The sequence below is a fragment of the Rhodovastum atsumiense genome (assembly GCF_937425535.1).
Taxonomy (GTDB): Bacteria; Pseudomonadota; Alphaproteobacteria; order Acetobacterales; family Acetobacteraceae; genus Rhodovastum; species Rhodovastum atsumiense.
This window is the reverse complement of the sequence record NZ_OW485601.1, coordinates 1350705-1372498: the sequence shown is the minus strand read 5'-3', so window position 1 is coordinate 1372498 and position 21794 is coordinate 1350705. Positions and strand designations below refer to the sequence as shown.

22 protein-coding genes and 3 tRNA genes are annotated in these 21794 nt (G+C 64.8%); 19 read left to right on the top strand and 6 right to left on the bottom strand.

The annotated features are described in order from the left end of the window. Positions 1-56 precede the first annotated feature (56 nt). The 5 genes from NBY65_RS06080 (at position 57) to NBY65_RS06060 (ending at position 5486) form a co-directional block, all read left to right on the top strand. Positions 57-1145 carry a GNAT family N-acetyltransferase gene (locus tag NBY65_RS06080; RefSeq protein ID WP_150038285.1) on the top strand — a complete coding sequence of 363 codons (1089 nt, stop codon included), beginning with the start codon at positions 57-59 and terminating at the stop codon, positions 1143-1145. 463 nt (positions 1146-1608) lie between these two features. Further along, positions 1609-3699, top strand: a complete 2091-nt coding sequence (locus tag NBY65_RS06075; protein WP_150038287.1) for a ribonucleoside triphosphate reductase — start codon at positions 1609-1611, stop codon at positions 3697-3699. Further along, positions 3696-3890: an anaerobic ribonucleoside-triphosphate reductase gene (nrdD, locus tag NBY65_RS06070; protein ID WP_150038289.1), complete on the top strand. Its 195-nt coding sequence runs from the start codon at positions 3696-3698 to the stop codon at positions 3888-3890. Before NBY65_RS06075 ends, nrdD begins: the two co-directional genes overlap by 4 nt. Beyond that, the gene (locus NBY65_RS06065) at positions 3835-4587 is read left to right on the top strand and encodes an anaerobic ribonucleoside-triphosphate reductase activating protein (protein WP_239002608.1); all 753 of its coding nucleotides are present in this window, start codon (positions 3835-3837) and stop codon (positions 4585-4587) included. Before nrdD ends, NBY65_RS06065 begins: the two co-directional genes overlap by 56 nt. Before the next feature lie 71 nt (positions 4588-4658). Continuing rightward, positions 4659-5486 (top strand): transglutaminase family protein, encoded by an 828-nt coding sequence (locus NBY65_RS06060; RefSeq protein ID WP_150038291.1) that lies wholly within the window; start codon positions 4659-4661, stop codon positions 5484-5486. Between the two features lie 153 nt (positions 5487-5639). On the opposite strand, the gene NBY65_RS06055 is transcribed toward NBY65_RS06060, so the two are convergent. Then, entirely contained in the window at positions 5640-7313 is a 1674-nt protein-coding gene (locus tag NBY65_RS06055) for a calcineurin-like phosphoesterase C-terminal domain-containing protein (protein WP_150038293.1), read from the bottom strand. Positions 7314-7587: 274 nt separating this feature from the next. Between NBY65_RS06055 and NBY65_RS06050 the strand changes: the two genes are divergently transcribed. The 11 genes from NBY65_RS06050 (at position 7588) to NBY65_RS06000 (ending at position 13609) form a co-directional block, all read left to right on the top strand. Next, the gene (locus NBY65_RS06050; protein ID WP_150038295.1) at positions 7588-8565 is read left to right on the top strand and encodes an NADPH:quinone reductase; all 978 of its coding nucleotides are present in this window, start codon (positions 7588-7590) and stop codon (positions 8563-8565) included. Between the two features lie 117 nt (positions 8566-8682). Continuing rightward, entirely contained in the window at positions 8683-8892 is a 210-nt protein-coding gene (locus tag NBY65_RS06045) for a hypothetical protein (RefSeq protein ID WP_150038297.1), read from the top strand. Between the two features lie 113 nt (positions 8893-9005). Continuing rightward, positions 9006-9197, top strand: a complete 192-nt coding sequence (locus tag NBY65_RS06040; RefSeq protein WP_239002609.1) for a hypothetical protein — start codon at positions 9006-9008, stop codon at positions 9195-9197. Positions 9198-9292: 95 nt separating this feature from the next. Beyond that, positions 9293-9586, top strand: coding sequence for a type II toxin-antitoxin system HigB family toxin (locus NBY65_RS06035; RefSeq protein WP_150038301.1), 294 nt, complete (start codon positions 9293-9295; stop codon positions 9584-9586). Next, positions 9586-9978: a helix-turn-helix domain-containing protein gene (locus tag NBY65_RS06030; RefSeq protein ID WP_150038303.1), complete on the top strand. Its 393-nt coding sequence runs from the start codon at positions 9586-9588 to the stop codon at positions 9976-9978. Before NBY65_RS06035 ends, NBY65_RS06030 begins: the two co-directional genes overlap by 1 nt. A gap of 89 nt (positions 9979-10067) precedes the next feature. Continuing rightward, positions 10068-10211 (top strand): hypothetical protein, encoded by a 144-nt coding sequence (locus NBY65_RS06025; protein ID WP_162530335.1) that lies wholly within the window; start codon positions 10068-10070, stop codon positions 10209-10211. Between the two features lie 18 nt (positions 10212-10229). Next, positions 10230-10997, top strand: coding sequence for a class I SAM-dependent methyltransferase (locus NBY65_RS06020; protein ID WP_162530336.1), 768 nt, complete (start codon positions 10230-10232; stop codon positions 10995-10997). An 826-nt stretch (positions 10998-11823) separates the two neighbouring features. Beyond that, positions 11824-12258 (top strand): hypothetical protein, encoded by a 435-nt coding sequence (locus NBY65_RS06015; protein WP_150038307.1) that lies wholly within the window; start codon positions 11824-11826, stop codon positions 12256-12258. 609 nt (positions 12259-12867) lie between these two features. Next, on the top strand, positions 12868-13029 hold the full coding sequence (locus NBY65_RS06010; protein WP_162530337.1) for a hypothetical protein: 162 nt from the start codon (positions 12868-12870) through the stop codon (positions 13027-13029). 227 nt (positions 13030-13256) lie between these two features. After that, positions 13257-13418, top strand: coding sequence for a hypothetical protein (locus NBY65_RS06005; RefSeq protein ID WP_162530338.1), 162 nt, complete (start codon positions 13257-13259; stop codon positions 13416-13418). Positions 13419-13537: 119 nt separating this feature from the next. Next, positions 13538-13609: transfer RNA gene (locus NBY65_RS06000), tRNA-Thr, on the top strand. A gap of 585 nt (positions 13610-14194) precedes the next feature. Here NBY65_RS06000 and NBY65_RS05995 read toward each other — a convergent pair. After that, positions 14195-14280 (bottom strand) — tRNA-Tyr (locus NBY65_RS05995). Positions 14281-14712: 432 nt separating this feature from the next. Between NBY65_RS05995 and NBY65_RS05990 the strand changes: the two genes are divergently transcribed. Both NBY65_RS05990 and NBY65_RS05985 read left to right on the top strand, forming a co-directional pair. Then, a complete protein-coding gene (locus NBY65_RS05990) occupies positions 14713-15648 on the top strand; it encodes a TrmH family RNA methyltransferase (protein ID WP_408894677.1) in 936 nt (311 codons plus the stop codon). Between the two features lie 182 nt (positions 15649-15830). Further along, positions 15831-16055 carry a hypothetical protein gene (locus tag NBY65_RS05985; RefSeq protein ID WP_150038309.1) on the top strand — a complete coding sequence of 75 codons (225 nt, stop codon included), beginning with the start codon at positions 15831-15833 and terminating at the stop codon, positions 16053-16055. Between the two features lie 301 nt (positions 16056-16356). On the opposite strand, the gene NBY65_RS05980 is transcribed toward NBY65_RS05985, so the two are convergent. The 4 genes from NBY65_RS05980 to NBY65_RS05965 form a co-directional block, all read right to left on the bottom strand. After that, positions 16357-17187 carry an SH3 domain-containing protein gene (locus NBY65_RS05980; protein ID WP_162530339.1) on the bottom strand — a complete coding sequence of 277 codons (831 nt, stop codon included), beginning with the start codon at positions 17185-17187 and terminating at the stop codon, positions 16357-16359. A 233-nt stretch (positions 17188-17420) separates the two neighbouring features. Then, positions 17421-17513, bottom strand: a tRNA-Ser gene (locus tag NBY65_RS05975). A gap of 187 nt (positions 17514-17700) precedes the next feature. After that, positions 17701-18471: a methyltransferase, TIGR04325 family gene (locus NBY65_RS05970; protein ID WP_162530340.1), complete on the bottom strand. Its 771-nt coding sequence runs from the start codon at positions 18469-18471 to the stop codon at positions 17701-17703. A gap of 351 nt (positions 18472-18822) precedes the next feature. After that, entirely contained in the window at positions 18823-19842 is a 1020-nt protein-coding gene (locus tag NBY65_RS05965; RefSeq protein WP_150038314.1) for a LysR family transcriptional regulator, read from the bottom strand. A gap of 1041 nt (positions 19843-20883) precedes the next feature. Between NBY65_RS05965 and NBY65_RS05960 the strand changes: the two genes are divergently transcribed. Continuing rightward, entirely contained in the window at positions 20884-21792 is a 909-nt protein-coding gene (locus tag NBY65_RS05960) for a metallophosphoesterase (RefSeq protein WP_239002616.1), read from the top strand. The last annotated feature ends 2 nt before the right edge of the window (positions 21793-21794 follow it).

Sequence of the window (21794 nt, the reverse complement as noted above, 5' to 3'; positions counted from 1 at the left end):
AATTTTTACAAAAAACGACTTCACTTACTTTGTTGTGAATAAACTGACGCCAAAATATGTCGGATTATCATAACGAGATTACACCTGTGGTATGGCAGAACGTCTTTATGAGTTATGATACTTTGTCGCGGCTGGCCTGCGTCGAGCAGGGTGGAGAGGCCGTGGCCTGCTCATCGCCAGCTTCGTTTACGACAGGTCTGACGATATTCCAGGAAAACTGGTGGCTCGATGCCGCAAGCGCCAGTACCTGGGAGGAGGTTGAACTCAAGTGGGACGGGTCGGTGGGGGGGCGACTCCCTTACTACAGGAGACGCCAACAGGGGGCTGTCTTCGTCATGATGCCGCCGTACACGAGGCTTCTTGGCCCCATGCTCACTCTGCCAGCGGGCAAGCCGGTGACCAGGGCCGCCCAACTGAAGCGGACTGTCGGTGCTCTCATCAGGCAGTTGCCGCGGTATGATTGCTTCGTTCAAACGCTTCCGCCGCACTCTGATGCCGACCTGGGTTTCGCACTGAACGGCATGGCGTCGGTTCGCCGCTTCACGTTCCAGATCGCGGCTGACGTCAGCAAGGAGGACGCGTGGAAGGGCATGGACCCGCGGATACGCAGCCGTGTGCGCGTCGCGGGGAACCGTTATGACGTTTCCATCCACTCGGACGCCGACCGCTTCATTTCGCTCCTCAGGTCCCAGTACGCAAAGCGGAAGGGACCAGACAAGAACGATTATGAGGCACTTGCAAGGATACTCGGCAGCGCACTGCCGCGGCAGCAGGCCGCAATCATCTCTGCAACGGGCGACGGCGGCAAGGACGCTGCGGCCGTCGCTGCAGTCTGGGATGACGCCGTGCTCTATCTCTGGGTGACGGCACGCGATCCTGACGTCTCGGATAGCAGTGCGCTCAGCAGCGTGATCTGGCGCGCTGTCGAACTGTCCCGGGATCGCAGGCTGAGCATGGATTTCGATGGGTTCCATGCCGCCGAAAACGGGGCGTTCCTGGCGAGATTCGGGGGTATGCCTGTCGTACGTCCCACAGTGATCAGCCGCAGCCTGCTCGGCTCCGCCTTATACCTTTGCCGCGACCTCGGCCGTGCCGCCTTCTTTCGCCAAGGCGGGCAGATTGGCGGCCGCGAGGAGATCGGGTGAACAGACCCGGCGTTCCGATCGGATCCACAGCGGAATTACCGGCACGGTCCGGCTGAAGTGTGATCACCAAGGCCGAAAGTGCCGAGTCCAGCAATATTCGTCCCTGGCCGCCGCCCCCGCATGGGATCTCCTGGCGGGAGGGCCGGGGACGAAGCCCCCACGGGTGGCGCCGGAACCCGAGTCGTGGCACCAACGCCCGATATGCCGGGTCGGTCATGCGCCAGGGCTCGGTGGCGATCCGGATGATTTCCGCCATTCTTGGGGCGGGCGGAGAAGCCCCGACTGCTTTCGCCTGAAATCCGTTTGACGCGGCGCCGGAAGTGGGTCTAGCCATATGTGGTGCCTGCGGGACTGATGTTCCCCAACATCTTGTGACCACGCGATCGACCTCGATCGCGTGGGGTGCAGTGTCGCCGGTGCGGAACAGTCCGGCGGCGACGCCGCCCAACATCGAGCGTGACCAATGCCAACGAGCCCCTCCGAGACCGCCGCCAGCCTGCCTGCCGCCTTGCGCCCCGCGCCGCAGGCCGCCGTCGGTCCCAATGGCGTGGTCACCCGCGACGGGCAGACCGTGTCCTTCGACCGCGCCCGCATCCGCTCGGCGATCGAGCGGGCCGGCCAGGCCAGCGGCGAGTTCGGCGCCGACGAGGCCGAACTGCTCGCCATCCAGGCGGTCAAGGTGCTGCGCTTCCGCTTCCCCGACCAGATCCCGCATATCGAGCAGATCCAGGACGTGGTCGAGCAGGTGCTGATCAGCGCCAACTACGTTGTCACCGCCCGTGCCTACATCGTCTATCGCGAGCAGCATGCCCGGCTGCGCCGCTCGCAGCAGACCGTCGTCGACGTGGTGTCCTCGATCGAGGACTATCTCGGCCGCACCGACTGGCGGGTCAGCGCCAATGCCAACCAGGGCTATTCCCTGGGCGGGCTGATCCTGAACGCCTCCGGCAAGCTGATCGCCAATTACTGGCTCTCCCACGTCTATCCGCCCGAGATCGACCGCGCCCATCGCGAGGGCGACCTGCACATCCACGACCTGGACATGCTGGCCGGCTACTGTGCCGGCTGGTCGCTGCGCACGCTGCTGCAGGAAGGGCTGAACGGTGTGCCGGGCAAAATCGATTGCGGCCCGCCGCGGCACCTGACCAGCGCGGTCAGCCAGATCGTGAACTTCCTCGGCACGCTGCAGAACGAATGGGCCGGGGCGCAGGCCTTCAGCTCCTTCGACACCTACCTCGCCCCCTATGTTCGGGTGGACCGGCTCAGCTACGAGGAAGTGCGCCAGGCAATGCAGGAGCTGGTGCACAACCTGAACGTGCCCTCGCGCTGGGGCACCCAGACCCCGTTCACCAACCTGACCTTCGACTGGACCTGCCCGGAGGACCTGCGCGAGCAGGTGCCGGTCATCGCCGGCGAGGAGATGCCCTTCACCTACGCCGAGCTGCAGCCCGAGATGGACATGATCAACCGGGCCTATCTCGAGGTGGTCATGGCGGGCGACGCGCGCGGGCGGGTGTTCACCTTCCCCATCCCCACCTACAACATCACGCCCGACTTCCCGTGGTACAGCGAAAACGCCGAGCTGCTCTTTGCGCTGACCGCCAAGTACGGCCTGCCGTATTTCCAGAACTTCCTCAATTCCGAGCTCAAGCCGAACATGATCCGGTCGATGTGCTGCCGCCTGCAGCTCGACCTGACCGAGCTGCTCAAGCGCGGCAACGGGTTGTTCGGCAGCGCCGAGCAGACCGGTTCGCTCGGCGTGGTGACGCTCAACTGCGCCCGGCTTGGCTACCTGTTCAAGGGCGACGAGGCCGGGCTGCTCGGGCGGCTCGACGAGTTGCTGGAACTCGCGCGCACCAGCCTGGAAATCAAGCGCAAGGTCATCCAGCGCCACATGGACGACGGCCTGTTCCCCTATACCAAGCGCTACCTGGGCACGCTGCGGAACCATTTCTCCACGCTCGGCGTGAACGGCGTGAACGAGATGATCCGCAACTTCACCGGCGATGCCGAGGACATCACCACCGCATGGGGCCATGCCTTCGCGCTGCGCTTCCTCGATCATATCCGCGAGCGTATCGGCGCCTTCCAGACCGAGACCGGGCATATGTATAATCTGGAAGCGACCCCGGCCGAGGGCGCCACTCACCGCTTCGCCCGCGAGGACCGCAAGCGTTTCCCCGACATCCTGCAGGCGGGAACTGCGGAGATGTGCTACTATACCAATTCCACGCAGCTACCGGTCGGCTTCACCGACGATCCCTTCGAGGCGCTGGCGCGGCAGGAGAAGCTGCAACAGAAATACACCGGCGGCACCGTGCTGCACCTCTATCTCGGCGAGCAGCTTGCCTCCGCGGATGCCTGCCGCCGCCTGGTGCGACGGGCGCTGGAGAATTTCCGCATCCCCTACATCACGGTCACGCCGACCTTCTCGGTGTGTCCGCGCCACGGCTACCTTTCGGGCACGCACGAGTTCTGCCCGATCTGCGACCAGGAAATCCTTGCCCGCAAGCAGCGTAAGACGCTGCGGGCCGACACCGGAGCGACCGCATGAGCGCCACCATCACCGAGATTCCCGAAACCGTCGCGCTGCGCGACGAGGAACGGCAGCCCTGCGAGGTCTGGACCCGCGTCATGGGCTATCACCGTCCGGTCAGCTCCTTCAATCGCGGCAAGCAGGGCGAATTCCGTGAGCGCGTCTATTTCGACCTCGAACGCTGCCAGGTTGCCGGCCACGCCGACTGACCACGCTACCGCCGCCGACGGGCTTGCCGTCGGCGGCGTCACCGGCTTTTCCACCTGCGACTGGCCCGGCGAGCTGGTTGCCACCGTGTTCTGCCAGGGCTGCCCCTGGGATTGCGGCTACTGCCACAACCCGCATCTGCGGGCCGCCGGTCCTGGTCCCGTTGCCTGGACCGAGGTGCTGGCACGACTGCGCACGCGCATCGGCCTGCTCGATGGCGTGGTGTTCTCGGGTGGCGAGCCGACCTTGCAGGCGAAATTGCCTGCTGCGATCAGGGCAGTGCGTGATCTTGGCTTTCGTGTCGGCCTGCACACTGCCGGTCCTTATCCCGACCGTCTGGCCGCGGTGCTGGATCTGGTCGATTGGGTCGGTTTCGATGCCAAGGCCCCGTTCGACCGCTACCCCGAGATAACCGGTGTCCCCGACAGTGGCCTGCGGGCGCGCGAGAGCCTGCGCCGCGTGCTGGCTGCGGGCATTGCCTGCGAGGTGCGCACGACGGTTCACCCGGCCTTGCTGGATGCCGGGGCGCTCACGCAACTCGCCGATGAACTGGTGGCCCTGGGGGTGCGCGACTATGCGGCGCAGGCTTTTCGCCCGACCGGTTGCCGCCCCGATTTCGTGCAGGCGCACGCCCCGCTGCCCTTGCGGCTGCCGTCCGGCCTGGAGGGGCGCTTCGCTCGTTTTACTGTCCGTGGCTGAACCCGCGAGCCGGCTGGGCATCCTTGCGCAATGCGGCTAGCCTGCGCCTGCACCAGTCCGGAGGCCGAAGCTTGCGGTTTTCCGTTCGCCACGAGACGCTCTACCAGTACAGCGCGCCGGTCCGGTTCACACCGCACCTGTTGCGGCTGACGCCGCGGGTCGATCCCACCTGCATCCTGGCCCGGAGCATCGTCGTGACCCCCGAACCGGTCATGCGCCACGAGGCCACGGACCGCTTCGGCAACCCGATCACCCATGTCCACTTCGAGGGAGTCTCCGACATCCTGCGGGTCGAGAGCAGCTTCGCGGTCGATACCTTTGCTGCACCGGCCTTGCGTGATCCCGGACTGCCACTCCTGCCCTGGCCCACTACCCTGGACGATCCGCTGGCCGGGTACCGTCTTCAGGGCGCACAGGATGACGCCGTGAGCGCCTTCGCGACGGCGCTGGCCGCGGAAAGCGGGTGGGCGGTGTTGCCGTTCCTTGATCATTTGACCCGATGGTTGTTCACGCATCTGGAACGCCGCATCCGCGCCGGCGGCGCCGCACAGGCGCCGGCCCGGACGCTGGCCCTCGGTTCCGGTGCCTGCCGCGATCTCGCGGTGCTGTTCATGGCGGCCTGCCGCAGCCTTGGTCTCGCCGCCCGCTTCGTCAGCGGTTATCAGGCCCGGGCCGACACGCGCGATGGACGACGCCATCTGCATGCCTGGCCCGAGGTGTTTCTGCCGGGTCTCGGATGGCGTGGTTTCGATCCCACCCATGGCGTCGCGGTGGACGATGGCCACGTCGCCCTGTGCGCGGCCCCGGACCAGGCCGCGACTATGCCGGTCGAAGGCGCTTTCTACGGCAGCGACGTGACATCCACGATTGCCTATCACGTGGAGATCGTGGTCGGCTGAAGCCGCATTGGCGGGGTTTCACCCCGCACCCGACCAGGGCGCTGCCCTGGACCTGCCAAGGGCTTCGCCCTTGGAACCCATTCTTTGCCGCGCAGCGCACCCGGGGTGCAGGAGCCTTGTGGCCCCTGCTGGGTCCAGGGCAAAGCCCTGGCCTTATCCGACCACTTCCAGCACCATCCAGGCAACATGCGGGCGTCCGTACTCGTCGGTCGCCCGCACGGTGATGCGGTGGGTCCCCGCCGGCAGGTCGGTCGGCAGCCGTGCCTGCCACACATGCGTCGACTTCCCGGGTTCGACCCAGGATTTCTTCGTCGCCGCGTTGCGCGTATAGACATCGACGACGAAGGGATCGGTTCGCGGCACGCGGCGCATGGCGCCGAACTCCTGATCCCCCACCGCCATCTCCAGTTTCGAGCGTGGCCCACCGTCGAAGAAATTCACCAGCACCCGCGTGGACGCCACTGTCTCGCGGTCGATCGGTCCGCGCAGCAGCGTACCCTGGTGCGCATCGCGGATCGGACCGCGACGGCCGGCGTGCAACTGGTTGTCGAGCACGATGCGCATCTGGCCCCGGTTCGGGTCGTTCGCCGGCACCAGCCGCGTGGTGTAGCGCGTGCCGTCCACCGACAGCACGTGGAACCCGTTCGGGCTGCCGTCGCTTTCCAGCGCCACCGGAATTCCACGCTCGTCGAACGGCCCGCTCCACCAGCTACCGGAGACGGCGGCCAGCACGTGATGGTGGTGGGTGCCGCCCGAGAACCCGTCCTCTGCCCCCAGATACCAGTGCTCGTTGGTATGGGTGTGGCCGCTGAAGCTGACGCTGTTCGGGTGGGAGGAGATCGTCTCCAGGAAGGTGCGCGCGTCGGTTGCGATCAGTGAGGCGGCGTCGCCCTGCTGTGTCCGCAGCGGGATGTGGAAGGAGAACGCCACCAGGCTTTCGCGCGGCACATGGCCCAGCACGTTGCGGATGAAGGCAAGCTGGCGCTCGCCGAAGCGGCCACGGTATTTCCCCGCGCCGTCCTCGCCTTTCGGATCGGTGCCCAGGTAGTCCACGTCGTCGAGGATGAAGAAGGTTGCCCCGCCGTGCTGGAAGGCGTGCCAGCGGACACCGTAGACGCGCTTGAAGGTTTCTCGCGACAGCGTGTTGTCGGCCGCCTCGTAGTTCATGTCGTGGTTGCCGCAGCAATTGTACCAGGGCACGCCGATGCTGCCGACGATCCGGTTGTAGCGGTCGTAGTAGGAAAGGTCGTCGAACATCACGTCGCCATGGGTGATGCCGAACGCGGCGTCGATGCCGGAGGCCTGCGCCACCACGGCATCGCGGATGAAGCCGACCTCGGCGAGGCTTTCCGGCTGCGGATCGGTGAAGAGCAGGGCGTCGAAGCGGCCGGGTTCCTCCTGCCGGGTCAGCACGAAGTCGATGCTTTCCGGCAGCCGGCCGGTCGGCGCGAGCCCGGCGAAGCGGAATGCCTCGCCGCCGGGCGTGCCGGTGGGGGCGTACGCATAGGCGAAGGCCGGCAGATGCGTCGCCGGGTCGACCGGCAGCTTCCAGCCCGTGGGCTTGATCACGAACACCGACTCGCCAGGCGTGATCGGCAGGCTCCAGCGTCCGGCCGCATCGGTCAGCACGACATCCTGCCCGTTCGAGACCATCACCCCGGCCAGTGGCTGGCGTGTGCCGCCGCTTTCTCCCAGTACCGTTCCGCGCGCCGTCTCCGTCCCGCTGGGGGCCTGCGCCCGTGCGGAGCCGGTGGCGAGAGCGAGGCCGGTGGCGGCCGCGGCAGCCATGGCATGCCGGCGGGTCATCTGCAGCGTATCAAGGGTCATTGCTTTCTCCACGCCTGTCCGGTCGCGCTTAACGCGGTGTGGTTGCGTCCTGATGACAATAGCATTGCAGTTCCTTCACAGGCATCGCCGGAGAAGCCGTTGCGCCACAAGGGTGTGCGGTGGCCCCGCCGGCCCGATGCCGATGGCTGCCGGACCGCAGAGGAAACGGAGCTGCCAACGTCTGGGCGTGTTACCCTCTCGCCCTGTCCCGGTGGGTCATGGGCCGGATCTTGGGCCGAGTGGACCTGGACGGGAGCACAGAGGGAGGCGGACGATGCGCGCAGCCTGGTACGAGCGGACAGGGGCGGCCCGTGAGGTGCTCATCCTGGGCGAGCTGCCGACACCCTCGCCGGGGCCGGGCGAGGTGCTGGTCCGGCTCGTCACGTCGGGCGTGAATCCCTCTGATTGGAAGACGCGTGGCGGCAGCCGGCCCATGGTCGGGCCTCGCGTCATTCCGCACAGCGACGGGGCCGGCACGGTGGAGGCCGTGGGTGAGGGCGTGGACGCGGGCCGCATCGGCGAACGCGTCTGGATCTGGAACGGGCAATGGAAGCGTCCCTTCGGCACGGCCGCCGAGTTCATCGCGCTGCCTGCTGCCCAGGCGGTGCGTCTACCTGAGGCGACCGATTTCGAGGCCGGTGCCTGCCTCGGCATTCCGGCCCTGACCGCCTGGCGCGCGGTGCAGATCGATGGCGGCGTCGCCGGACAATCGGTGCTGGTCGCGGGCGGCGCCGGCGCGGTGGGGCACTACGCCATCCAGATGGCGAAGCTGCTGGGCGCGCGGCAGGTGCTCGCGACGGTGAGTTCGGCCGCGAAGGCGGCGCATGCGCGGGTGGCGGGCGCGGATGAAGTGATCGATTACCGGACGGAAGACGTGGCCTCCCGCGTGGCCATGCTGACAGGCGGCCGCGGCGTCGATCGTGTGGTGGAAGTGGACCTGGCCGCCAACGCGGCGCTGCTGCCGCAGGTGGTGGCGCGGGACGGGTGCTGCGTCTGCTACGGATCCGGCCGACCGGAGGTGGCGCTGCCTTTCGGCCCGATGATCCTGTCCGGCGCGGCGGTGCGCTTTTTCATTGTCTACGAATTGTCGCCGGCCGCGCGCGCCGAGGGGCTCGCCCGGCTCACGCACTGGCTGGAGGAGGGGCGGCTGCAGCACGCGATCGGTCGCGTCCTGCCGCTCTCCGAGATCGTCACGGCGCATGAACTCGTCGAGCGCGGGGAGGTGAGCGGGAACGTGGTGCTGCGTCCGTGACCCCGTGTGGTGGGAAGGGGCAGGGGGATTGGTCGAGAGGGAGGCGGGCGTGATGCGGCTGCTTCTGTCGTTCGCCTGGATTGGAAAGAACCCGCGCTTTCAGGCTATAGCCGGCGAATGACAGAGCCAGAAAACCCGATGGCCAATGCCATCGCCGCCGCAAAAGCGGCCTTCGAGGCCGACGCCGCCGTGCAGGGACTTCCCCCCGGCACGCCCGCGCGCCGCGAACGCATGCGCGAGATCATCCATGCCATTGCAGCGACCTGGGGGGTGGAGCGGGCGGATCTCACGATCGCGCTCACCTACGCCTCGGTTCGCCGCGGCTGAAACGCGGCATTGCTGCCGTCCCGGCGCACCGCGCGCCGCGATCGTAGAGGCGTGATTTTATCACGGAGCGGATTGCCCACCTGTCGGCGCGCTCTCATGCTGTCGGCATGTTCATGGTCTCTGCAGAAGATGCCGCCGCCATCCGGGAAGCCTATGAGAGGTCCGGCGAACTGGCGGCCGCCGCGGAACTGCGTCGCCGGTTCCGCGGGATCACCGATAACGGGAAGGCACGGGACTGCGTGCGGATCATCCTGGGATGGCGGCGCCCGGCCGATGACGGGCGCGAGGACGGGCCGCCGCAATAGCTGCCGGCGCTCACCATCCCGGCCACGGCTTGCGTCCGTTCGCTGCTCCGGAAATTTCCCTTTGTTCCCAAATTGGGAACGGGCTATGTTTTCGTATGCAGGTCATCGCCAGGCGCTTACTGACGCAGTTCTGGGGGCGTCATCGGCAGGCCACCGGGCCGCTCCGGGCCTGGTATGCCATGGTCAGCAAGGCAAGCTGGCAGGGGCCCGCGGATGTGAAGGTGCTGTTTCGCTTCGCCGACTTCGCCCCCGCTGACCGCATCATCTTCGCGATCGACGGCAACAGGTATCGGGTGGTGGCGCGGGTTTCCTATCGCCTGGGGAGCGTGTTCGTCATCTTCGTCGGCACCCGTGCCGAATACGATGCCCTTGATCCAGGAACGGTGTGATGGATATCCGGCCGCTCAAGACGGAAGCCGATTACGACTGGGCCTTGCAGGAGATCGAACGTTGCTTCGCGCATGCGCCCGACCCGGGCACGCCCGAGGCGGCGCGCTGCGAGGTGCTTACCGCGTTGATCGAACACTACGAGGCGCATCGCTGGCCCATCGAGGCGCCCGATCCGGTTGATGCCATCCGCTTCCGCATGGAGCAGGCCGGCTACACCCAGGCCGACCTGGCGGGGGTGCTGGGGTCACGCTCGCGCGCATCGGAGATCCTCTCGCGCAAGCGCGGCCTGACGATGGAGCAGGCCTTCCGGCTCCATCGCGAATGGCACATTCCGGCCGAGGCATTGATCCAGCCTTCCCGGCCTGAATTCTGGCCGCGCTTCCGGGTCTGACCTGCAGGCTGCCAGGAGGGGGCGACGCATATCCGCATCGGCGTCTGCCGTGTTCGTCAGGCGGCTTGCCGGTTCTCCCGGATGTGGCCATGGCCATGCTGCCACGCATGATCATGGGGCCGTTGCAACCATCACTGCCGGAGCGTACGTCGGCGGGGACGCCCGGCAAGATGGGCATTGTGCGGCAGCTTCGGTTGCTGCTGCAACAGAGGGAGCGCCGATCCGGCGCCTGACATCGAAAAGCCATGCAAATGCCGTGGAACCTGGCAGGACAGTTCAGCTTCTCGCATGCTGGATTTTGCCCCGGATGCGAAAAGAACGCGGTGTTCACGGCGACGGATCCCTATTTTCGTGACTTCCTCAAATGCGACCAGTGCGGCTCGATCCCGCGCCACCGGGTGGTCATGCATGTCCTGAGCCAGTTCAGGCCTGACTGGAGAGAGCTTGCGATCCACGAAGGCTCGCCGGGCTGGGACATCGTCAGCCGACGGCTCGCCGGAGAGTGCGCCAGCTATACGGCATCGCAGTATGACGTTTCCGTCCCCCCCGGCACGGTCGTGGAGGTGCCCGGGATGCCCTGTCGGTCGTACCGTGCCGAAAACCTGGAAAGCCAGACCTTTCCTGACGAATCATTCGATGTCGTCATTACCCAGGATGTGTTCGAGCACGTGTTTCATCCGGACAAGGCCATCAGGGAAATCGCCAGGACCCTCAGGCCTGGTGGCATCACCGTGATGACGACTCCCATCATCCGCGGCATCGGCGAAACTTCAAGGCGCCGCGCTGAGATTGTCGATGGCAGGATTCATCATCTGCTGGCGCCGGAATATCATGACAGCCCGATTGGTGAGGGCGGTTCGCTCGTAACCGTGGAGTGGGGATACGATATCGTGTGTTTCCTGCAGCGCCACTCGGGACTGAATTTCATGCTGCTGAAGATCGACAATATCGATCTGGGGCTGAGGGCTGATTACAATGAAGTTCTGATCGGGGTGAAGTCCCCACCTCTGCGGCTTTGATCGTCTGGATCAAGCGGAAGCACCGCATTCCATGGAGGATAACCGGTGTTTTGGCGTTTCCAGGTCGTTGCGCGTGCCGATTTCGATGCGAAGCCCAGCAAGGCACGACGGAAGGCGCGACCGATGCGGCGGACCATGGTCCTGTCGCCGTGGCTGCCAGGGCAAATGCGGTGCTGACGCCCCGGGTAAAGGCATCCGAGGTGGAATTCCGTTCAGCCCCCGCCGCATGTGAGCTGCCAGGTGGTGCCGGTGAGCATGGCAGTCCGGACGATACCCGGGGGAAGCACAGGCCGAAGCCGGCGGAGCCGGTCACAGCCATTGCTTCCGCGGCTGCAGCGGATGGGCGTTCATCGTGAATTCCGGATGATCGGAAATCTTCCCTGGCTGATGGCATGGCCTGTCACAACGGGCGAAACCGCCGGCAGAGAGGGCGTGCTGTGATGACCATTTCCACGCGAAGCCCTTCCGGGCGGCGTCGCCCGTGACGATCGACAGTCACGCCAGGTCGAGCATGGCCTGGTCGCGAAATTCGTAAGGGAATCAATATTGGGGGGCTGGTTGTGACATCACTTTCCAAGGAATGGGATAAGCCTGATAGACTGTATTAACAAAATTGTGGTTTCGCAAAAGTTAGCCTTCGTTTTACAATTGCTACCAAGAGCCGGGGCGTGGTTTCAAAAAAATTGTTATTGGTGAGTGGAGAGAGTTCCACTTGCGCCGCCACGTTCGGCCGAGAGGAAACGCCCTTCCCCTGAAGGGCAGCAGCTACACTCAACTCCTCCATGCTGCATCTTCGTGTTTTGCTGGACAGAACGGAAAGAGCAACATGCCAGATTCTGTAACATCTTCCGGCCCGGCCGAGCCGAACAGCTCTGCGGCCAACTTTTTGGGTGCGCTTTTCAATTTCAGTGCCAATCCGGCCCTGAAAGGCCAGGCGAGCGCATTCCTCAGGACTCAGGCCGATGTGTTGGATACGATTGAGCCGGTCCTGCTCGACTGGTTCCGCCGCCGCCGTGAATCCATTGCGGAAGCCAATCGGTTCGTGGCGGCCTTCGAGCAGTCGGGTAATTCCCCGGACTTGTTCAAGGCACAGCAGGAATGGGCTGCCGGCATCTTCCAACGGCTCGCGGCCGATGTGGCTGCATATCAGTCGACGGTGACACGGCTGTTCGAATCCGCCCGTATCACCGAACCCGCCGCCTCGCAGCCTGCCGAGGCGTCGCGCGGGGCGATCAAGCCGCTGGCTGCCAAAGCCAGCTAAGTAAAATTCTTGATGTTTGCGCGAGCTTCTTCCTCGTTTTTGTAACCGAACGCGCAAACCTGACTTGGGGCATCCTCCGACCGCAATGGGTGCGCGTGTCGGTGCGGGATGCTCGCCGGACTCAGGCCGGAGCATTCTTCGTCCCCGGTGCGGACGGGAAATGCTCCGGTATCCTGGTGTCGCGCTGTGAACCAGATGCAGCGACGGTATGCCTCCAGGTGCATGGGCGTGGCCGGTAAGCTGGGCCTGGTGAAGGCGGTCATGCCAAGGTGATATCGACGATGTTTTCCTCCGTCCGCCGTATCTCGCCCGAGGCGCACTATCGGTTTGTTCCTGTCTTGAGCATGATGGATCTGTGCCCGGTGCGGCTTCCAACACGGCGCAAAATCCGCCGGAAGGGACAGCCGGATCCCCGAACTGTGGTTTTGGGCGGGATAACCGCGGCCGATCGTGACTTTTGCTGATGGCGGCATGAATTCATTTCCGCCCCGATTGCCTGGAGGTTCACGACGCATGCCGGCGTCGATGGTCGCCATCTTCCATCAGCACCAGTGAATTGCCGTCAGGACGAAATGGAGTCAGGCTTTGTCGCCCCGCAGGGAGGCGCAGATGTACTCGACGCTGGTGGTCGTGGTTGCTCTGATGGTGACGGGCGGCTTGGTTGCATGGCTCTTCGATCGCGGTATTCGTGGATTATTCGCAAGACGGCGAGCGGCAGGCCCGGGGCAGAAGGCGCGCCGGGAACCGGTGGTTCCGATCCGGCCGCACTGATGTGATGTCCTGGCAGGGACGGTGCCTTCGCCGCCGAAGAGCCGTGCTACGAAGGAGGCTCCCGACATTGGGGGCATCTCATCCTTGTGGCGGCGCCGGCGCCGTTCCCGATAATCCATTCGATTATCAGGAAAGAAGCCGGGTTCTCTCGGCCTATGGAGCGTGGCAGAAGGGGCGTGCGTCGGATTGGCACAGCGGTCGTGCAGGATCGTGGCCCGGTGGGTGGGGTGAACCTGCCGACGCTGCAAGTCATCCTCGACCACAAGACCATCGCGATGACGATGCGCTCCTCCCGCCTGGCGACCGAGCATCTGCACCGCGCCATGAACAAATACGGGACAATGGCCGGCGGAAATCCCGGTACAGCCGAAGCGGCCAGTGACCGGTGACGCATCGGGAAAGGGGATAATCCTTGTGCGGCGCACGACGCCTTCTCTGATAACTCATTGAATTATCAAAAAAGAAGCCGGGTTCTCTCAGCCTGCAGGGCGTGGTAGAAGGGGTGTGCGCCGGGTTAGCACAGCGGTAGTGCAGCGGTTTTGTAAACCGAAGGTCGGGGGTTCAAATCCCTCACCCGGCATATGCCTGCCCACAGGCATTGGTCCGTCAGGGACTTAAGGATTTCCAAGATCTGGCAAGCAGCCCGGTGCTACACCGGGGCGCCACACTGCCGATGTCCGCTTTCGTAATCTTGTGGTCTGACTGGCATGCAAGAACCACCGCGTGCCGACAGTTGCGGCGATATCGGTTTGACTCTCGCGAGATGGCAGTCGATTGCCGAAACCGGCATGGGGCGGCAGTGGGCACAGCAAGGGGAAATGCCGGTGACATGGGCAGAGTTGGCGCGGTCTCCTGGCGACATCGTCTGAAATCCGCTGCAGGCAGACTTCATTGCCGCCAACCAGGACAACGCGACGGCAATGACCGCCCTCCTGGCAACTGCGGCGATGCGGTGGGCCGGAATGGCGGGGGCAACGAAAGCACGAGGATCCAGCCGAATTGGTCGCCGGCAAAGGGTGTCATGCGTTGAGCGCACTGACGGCGCAGGGCGACGGGCCAAACAGGCCCCGGCACCAGGCAGGGCGCCAAAAAAGCCAGCATATCCGACGCGGAGCCGGACGGCACGCCGACCGCAGGGACCGCAACAAATTTTTGAAAAGGCGGATGGTGGAGGGGGTTGGATTCGAACCAACGTAGGCGTGCGCCAACGGATTTACAGTCCGTCCCCTTTAGCCACTCGGGCACCCCTCCGGTGGAGGCGGGGACTAACCCCTTCCTGGCACTGTTGTCAACGCGGCATCCGCGCGGGCCGCCCCTGCTGTCGCCGGCGGCGCGGAAAGGCTATACCGGTCTGGCATGAAACCTCCCTTTTCCTCCCGCTCGGGATCCCGCGGTGCTGGTGGCGGTCCACGCCGCCCCGGCGGTCCAGGTCGCGGCCCAGGTGCGATCCGCCGGGGCGATTCGCATCCACAAGGCGGCTCCGCCGAGACTCCGCGCCACACCGGCCCGCGCGGCCGCGATGACCGGCCCGGTTCTCAGGAGCGCTCGCAGCGCAATCCTGGCAAACCGCAGCCGCGGCAGGATGTTTCGTTACAAAATCGGGAGGATCGGCGCGCGGGTGGGCAGGAACGCACCGCACGCAATCACGCCGAGGCAGGGCCTCGCCGGTTCGTCGACCGCCCGCTGCGCCCCGAGGAGACGCCGGCACAGGACAGGCCACGCCCCCGGCGTGATTCCCCCCAGGAGCGCACCAACCAGGACCGCGCCAACCAGGAGCGCGCCAATTTCAGGCCTCGTCCCGAAGGCCGTGCCGTCCGGACGCACGCGGACGACCAGGACGATGCGCCGCGGAGCGGGCATCGCGGCCAGGAGCATCGGCCATCCCTGCCGGAAGCGCCACGCGGTGCCGTCTGGCTGTATGGGCTGCATGCCGTTGCGGCGGCGCTTGCCAATCCGGCTCGCAGGATGCGCCGCCTGCTGGTGACCGATGAGGCCGAGGCTGCCTTGGCGGCGCGTCAGCAACAGCCCTGGCCGGTGTCGCCCGAACGGGTGGAGCGCAGCCGCCTTGAACATCTGCTCGGGCGCGATGTGGTGCACCAGGGGGTGGCGCTGCTCAGCGACGCGCTGACACCGCCGACGCTCGCGCAGGCACTCGAACACCCCGGTCCGGTGATCGTGCTCGACCAGGTGGCCGACCCGCGCAATGTCGGTGCGATTCTGCGCAGCGCGGCGGCATTCGGGGCGGCCGCGGTGGTGGTGCAGGAACGCAACGCGCCGGAGGAAACCGGCGCCCTGGCCAAGGCCGCTTCAGGGGCGCTGGAGACCGTGCCATTGCTGCGCGCCGTCAATATCGCGCGCACGCTGGTGGCGCTGAAGGCGGCGGGATGCTGGGTGATCGGGCTTGATGCCGGTGGCCTCCCGTTGTCGGGACCTGCGCTCGCGCAACGCCGCGTGGCCCTGGTGCTGGGCAGCGAAGGCGAGGGGCTGCGGCGGCTGACACGCGACACCTGTGACGAGGTGGTCGGCATTGCCATGCCGGGGGCAACCGGGCGGCTCGACAGCCTGAACGTTTCCGTGGCGGCGGCAGTGGCGCTCTACGAGCTGGCACGGCGCGAATGACCGGTACTCCCGTCCGGGGCGTTGCGGCGATGCCTCGGATGGGACGGCCCTCGTCACGCCCGGCCGATCATAAGCCCGGCCGGGCTTCAACCGCGAATTAACGGATCGCCGGCACAGTCAGCGTGGGACCGCGCGGATGATCCGCGGCGTCAATCGCCAGAATGGCGCTGAGGGTAGCTCCGATGTTTGCCAGCTGGGACCTGCTTTCGGACGATCTCCAGATCGCCCTGTCGCAGGAGGCTTTATGTCGTGCTGTCGATACCGTCGCCGGTCAGGCCGAAGTGCTGGCCCGGGAAATGGAGGCGGGCACGCTCGCTGACCGGGGGGGACCGGATGCACTGCGTCTGCTTGCCGCAATCCTGCGCATCGGCGGCTGTGATGGCCTGGCCGTCAGCGGAACCGCATGAATCCGACGCCCGGCATCGGTCCTGTGCTGCTGCCGCCGCTTTGCCGTGGATGATGCGTGCGATGCCTGCCGCTCCACATGATCCGGCAGCCGCTGGGGGGCAGGGGCGCTGGCTGAGGCAGCAGGACACGATGGGCCGCCCGATGCGCCAGCAAATCGGGCGGCGTGCCCGCCATGGCGATGGCAGGGCGGGCAAAACGCCGGCCCGCGGCGGGAAGGGCGGGATCCGTCCGGCCAGTTGAAATGACCATGCCCTTCCGTGGTGTCCTGGCGCCGTGGCCGGCGTGGGCCACCCGGTGGGGCTACGGAGTCTCGACCAGGCTTGAGTGAACCCAGCCCTCCGCCTCGGTCTCGCCGACCTGAAGCCAGCCGCCGGGGGCTTGCGCGAAGACTTTCAGCACGGCCCCTTTCGGCGCGACACGCACAAGCGGGCTGCCGCCCACCGGGGCGGTGCGGATGTTGCCGGCCTGCCGCATGGTCACATTCGGGCCCGATGCCGCTGTCGAGACCGGTGCTGCTTCCATCGGCCGGCCAGGGCCAGGCACCGGGACGGGCACTGGCACCGGTACCGGCGTCAGGCCGACCGGCCCGGCCACACCGGAACCGGTTCTTGAAGGCTGCGATGGCTGGATCTGATCAGGCAGGTCGCTCGGCAGGGGGGGCAGTGGCGGGATCACCTGGCGGGCTCCGATCTGCCAGGGGCCACCATTTTCACCGCAGCGCGATGTCATTTCGATATAGACACGGGTCGCTTCGGAATTTGATGTGCCGATATACTGCTCGATGTCGAAAGCGGGGGTGCCGGAGTCCGGGCGTCGTGTGTAGGTCACGACCGAAACGAACGGAATGAACGCCTGATCCTGCCGGCCCGATGGGTTGACCTGGCCACATACCGCGACGACCCGGTTGTCCGCCTGCTGATATATCTGCACGCCCCGGAACCGCGCTGTCTCCGGGGTGCGCAGGTTGGAGCGGATTTTCTCCTCCGCCACCCGGCGCGCATGCGCGACCGTGTCCGATGATGGCCCCTGCGCATTGGCCGGCGGACGCGGCTTTTCGTCACACCCACTCAGGAGACCCGCCGTGAGCAGGGCCACTCCCGAGAGAAATGCCGACTTACCGAAATGGCCCATCCGCTCCAGGTCTCCGAACTGACTTCCAGCCGTTGGCTCTATACCCTTTTGGCACATGGAGGATAAATCACCCCATCGGGCGGGAGCCTTGTCGGAACGTGGGGATGTGCCGATTGCATGAAACTGCTCCGCTGCGCGCCGCAGGGGATGCTCCCGCTAGATGGGTATCGCGGGGAATCGGCGGGCGAAGAGTCAAGGAAGCCCATTTCACGGCGTCGAACCTGAATGGAAGATGGCGGAGGGGATGGGATTCGAACCCACGGTACACCTTGACGGTGTACAACGGTTTAGCAAACCGCCGCCTTCAGCCGCTCGGCCACCCCTCCGCCGGGAGCCGCACACCGGGACACAGCCCGACACGACGTTTGCCGCGCCTCTTCTAAGCCCAACCAACAGGCGCGTCAAACGCTCTGAGGGCGTCGGTGGCAGCCATGCGTCGTAAATCCGACCGCAGCCGTACCGGATGCCGCGGACGCGCCGGAAGCAGCAGCGCTGCAAGGAGAGGGCAGGACCTCAGGGGCCGCTTCCGCCGGCTATCGCCGAACCGTCCCGGTGAGTGAGGAAAAATCCCGAATAGGCCCGCACCGAGTGCTCCGGATAACCGGGAATGTCGAGAGAGAGCTCGGGAACCTGCCATCTGTCCACCATCTCGTAGCCAAGCCGCTTGAAATCGCGGATCAGAGTCTGGCGGTTGTAGAGCATGCAGGCCACGCGGAATGCGCCCGCCTCCTGCACGGCCGCAACCGGCGGGCCATCGGTCAGTGGGGTCCGGTTGATCAGGATATGCCTGGGGCGAACCGGCAGCTCGGCCACCATCTCGGGCAACGGATGTTCGAAATAATGCAGTGACCCCGAGGCCAGCAGCAGGTCAGCCCCGCTGGCGTCCATCCAGGTTTCGGAAAACCGAAGCCGGTGCGCGTGACATTCTTTCGCAAGCGCCGCGCCGCGCAGCAAATTCGACGGCAGGTCATGTACCTGCCACTCAAGTTCCTGCGGCAATTCCAGGTATTTCGAGTAGCAATAGAATAAATTGCCGACATTGCCGCCCAGGTCAAAAACCCGGTGGAGCGCCGGCAACAGGGCACGGAGATGAAACAGCGCCGGATAGTCACTTGGACGGGCGGTCTGGCTCAGGTTGAGATGAAGCTCCGCATTGGCGGGGTTGTGATGTCCCTGGTTCGCGTAGGGCGCAACGGCCGCACTTGCCTCATGTAACGAGGCAAAGACCTGATGGTGGCCGACGAGCGCCCGGTAGAGCGGGGCGGTCAGGCGGCGCTGGCGCAAGTGCCGGATCAGGGAAAGACCGCCCCGCGTGCGGCTGAGCCGTCTGACACAGGCGGCGCCAATCCTGAACCGAAGCAAGGTCCATGAGTGATTGGCGACTCTCGCAGCCATGGGGGAATGCACGGGAGCGACTTCGGAGATGCCTGGATTCACTGGCCATTATCCTGGACAAGGCAGCCATTCCCGCCCTGACGCAAGACGATGCCCGGGCTGCGGATCAGTTCGGGGGCGGGATCAGTGCGGGAGAAGAGGGGCACGAAGACCTGATGGCAAGCCGCGACGATCCGCAATGTCGCACGTTCATGGTGTCGCAACACCGAACAGCGGAGCAGCGGGCTTGCGGACGGCCAGTCACGCCGAAGCGCGCAGGGCCACGTGGCTGACCACCTCGGAGACGGGGGATACGAGACCGATATCGGGTGGGTTGAGCAAACGCTCCTGCGCGGCGATCGCCTTGGCGGCCGCATCGATGACCTGGCGGACACGGGCCGAGCTGCGGGTTTCGCGGTGCACGCCGAGCCAGAGCTCCACATGTGGAGCGGGGGTCGGCGGCGTGAGCCGCACCAAAGCGGGATAGATCGTGCTTTCGGCAACGAAGCGGGGCAGGGCGGCGATGCCATAGCCGCTGGCGACGGCGCCCAGCAGGGTCTCGAAGCTGGCCGCCTTCAGGGCGATCGTGGCGCGTCCGGTCATTGCCTGCAGCCAGGCGGCTTCGGTTGGGCCGGACATGGTGTCACCCACGATCAGGCGATGGCCTTCGCAGGCGTCGTCGAAATTGGGATGACCGTGCGCGGCGAGATAACCCGCGCTTGCATACAGGCGAAAGCTGAGACGACCGAGCAGGCGCACGACAAGATCGGGTTGCTCGAACCGGCCGGCGCGGATCGAAAGATCGCACTCCTTGGCTGAAAAGCCCTGCCAGGCGCCGCTTTGCAGCAGTTCGATCGAGATTTTTGGAAAGCGCAGATTGAGGGCGGAGAACGCCGGCACCAGCAGGCGGCTGGCCACGAAATCGGGCGCTGCCACCCGCACGTTTCCTTCAAGCCGGCTGTCGTAACCTTGTACTGCGCGGACAAGCGCCAGGGTCTCGGCTTCGACGCGCTCGACATGCGAGAGGATCGCCTCGCCTGCCTCGGTCGGAACGTAGCCCTCGGTGGTGCGGTGCAGCAGGCGGGCGCCCATGGCCGCTTCCAGAGAGGCAATGCGACGTCCAACCGTGGATTGTGTCACCCGTAGGCTGCGGGCGGCGACCGAGAAACTGCCTGATCGCGCGACGGCAAGAAAGAAGCGAAGGTCGTCCCAGTCGACAAGACTCACCATAAAACCCAACCTTCGGTTTTGTCCGGCGCTGTGATGCGCCTTATCAAACAAGCAAATAAGCCGCTACAGCAAGGGTACAAAGATCTGCTATTTCGATTGTGAGGCGTGGCAAGAACGAAATGAATTCTAGAATCATGAAATCAAAACTCTGTGAAGTTTCCGAATTTATAAGTTAATGTGTTAAAAATATCGCATAGATGGAACTATGTTACTATTCTAACAGTTTCTATAACAATGACATTTATGGAGTTTTGTTGCAAGCAATAAAAATATGCAAGTTATTTTGCTAATGCTTTTAGAAACAATAAACAACAATCTGCAACATTATGTATAAATTTCCATATTAATGACAAATTTATCTAGCATAACTTGAAACTATCATATGGCAGATTTGAACATAAAAGATGCTATTAAGACAATTGCCAGAACAGTAAGAATTATGTGTTCAGTTTAGTTTGAAATCTATCTTCATCTCTGGCGCGATTTTTGTTGATTTTGTTCATGTCCTGATGAGGTGGCCCCTCTCATCAGACCGAATTGCAGCGGCCATGCGTGGTACATCAATCAAGGACCTGTTCGAAGTGCTCCTTCCAACGTCGCGCATTCAACACGGGATGGTTCATACCTGTTGGGTGTCCGGGTAAAAGGCGACACCGCCAAATGTCACGGCGAGCAAAACGTGCCCGGCCTTGTCCGGATGCAGGGCGACGATCCGGTTGGCTCAGGCGCTCTCGGCCGGTGATGATTGCTTGGTGTTGGCGAGGGGATGGGTCTGGGAGTGACACGGATCAGGGGAACAGTGTGGCCGCTGCCGGCCCCGGTCGGCATGGCCGCTTTCATGTGGCGGCATATGCCGATGTGATCTGCATATGCCGCATGCGCCTTCCTCCCGTTCCATCGGATGGCGCGGCGACCGATGGCTCGACCCCCGCGGTCGGCAGGGCTAGCTTGTCTTCTCCTTGCCGGTTCCTGTCCTGCCGCCGTGGCCGGGAGTTCCGGTGGCCAGGTATCCAGTCCCCCCGCATGCAATCACCCGACCTCACTGCCGACGAGAAAGCCAGGCTCGCGTGCCTGGAATCGCGGTTGGGCCGCGTGTACATCCGCCAGCGCCTCGGGCTGGAGCATGATTTCGAGACGCAGGTGTTCCGGCGAGGGACGCATTTCTTCCATCTGGAAAACTGGTATTCCATTCACGGCCTGATCCGGGGGACGTTGCGTCTGCTCGGGTTGCATGACCGCGGCCGGCGCAATGCGCAGCGGATCACGGTGCGTCGGCACGAGATCGCGTTGCCGAACCTGCCGCAGGCATTCGACGGTTGCACGCTGCTGCACCTGTCCGACCTGCATCTGGACATCAACGACACCTTCGTCGACACGTTGCTGGAGGCCATCGCACCGCTGCGATACGATATATGTGTCCTGACCGGCGATTACCGGGCGCGCACCTTCGGCCGTTTCGATCGGGTGCTTGCGGGACTGGTGCGCCTGCGTGCGCAGATCCGCGGCCCCGCTTTCGCCATCCTCGGCAACCATGACACGCTGCGCCTGGTGCCGGCCATGGAGGCGATGGGCTATCGCCTGCTGGTCAACGAGTTCACCTGTATCGCGCGGGGGGATGACCGGCTGTACCTCGCTGGCGTGGACGATGCGCATTTCTACCGGCTGGATAATTTCCACCGCGCCGCGGACGAAATTCCTGCCGATGCTGCTTCGGTGCTGCTGTGCCACACGCCCGAGGCGTATCGCCACGCGGCGCATGCCGGATTCGACCTGATGCTGTGCGGCCATACCCATGGTGGCCAGATCTGCCTGCCGGGTGGCATGCCGGTGCTGACCGACGCCGACAGCCCGCGACGCTTCGCCCGTGGCTTCTGGCGGCATCACGACATGATCGGCTACACCTCCGTGGGGGCAGGCACCTCGATCATCGACGTGCGGCTGAATTGTCCGCCGGAAGTCGCGCTGCATTGCCTGCGCAGCCCCGCAACCAGGCCGGCATAGGT